Raw genomic sequence first — 435 nt, forward strand, 5'->3', positions numbered from 1 at the left:
GAAATCCCCGGATCAAAGCTTGCTTACAGCTCCCCGAGGCAGTATCGTTGTTCGCCACGTCCTTCTTCGGCTCCTAGTGCCTAGGCATCCTCCGTGCGCTCTTATTAGCTTAACCATGTTGCTCATCCGTTTCTTATCTCCTTCGGTGTTCCTTACGGAACAAGGTCGTCGATAACAAAGGATTCGCGGTTAATAATTTCAAACAAACGTAAGTTTGTTGAACTCGATTCGCTTTGGATGTTTCATATACTTTCTTATCCAGTTTTCAAGGTACAATAGTGTTTTCCGTTAGGAAGAACACGTTAAAGGTTGTAAATCTTCTTTGGTGGAGCCAAGCGGGATCGAACCGCTGACCTCCTGCTTGCAAGGCAGGCGCTCTCCCAGCTGAGCTATGGCCCCATAATATAATATAAAGTTGTAGATGGTGGGCCTTAG

Annotated in this window: 1 tRNA gene and 1 rRNA gene; both read right to left on the reverse strand. The window is 46.2% G+C overall.

The window, feature by feature from the left end:
* Positions 1 to 115: ribosomal RNA gene (locus M3180_RS22360) — 23S ribosomal RNA — on the reverse strand; the annotation flags it as partial.
* Between the two features lie 208 nt (positions 116 to 323).
* A tRNA-Ala gene (locus tag M3180_RS22365) sits at positions 324 to 399 on the reverse strand.
* Positions 400 to 435 lie beyond the last annotated feature (36 nt).

The organism is Paenibacillus camelliae, from assembly GCF_023715345.1.
Classification (GTDB): domain Bacteria; phylum Bacillota; class Bacilli; order Paenibacillales; family Paenibacillaceae; genus Pristimantibacillus; species Pristimantibacillus camelliae.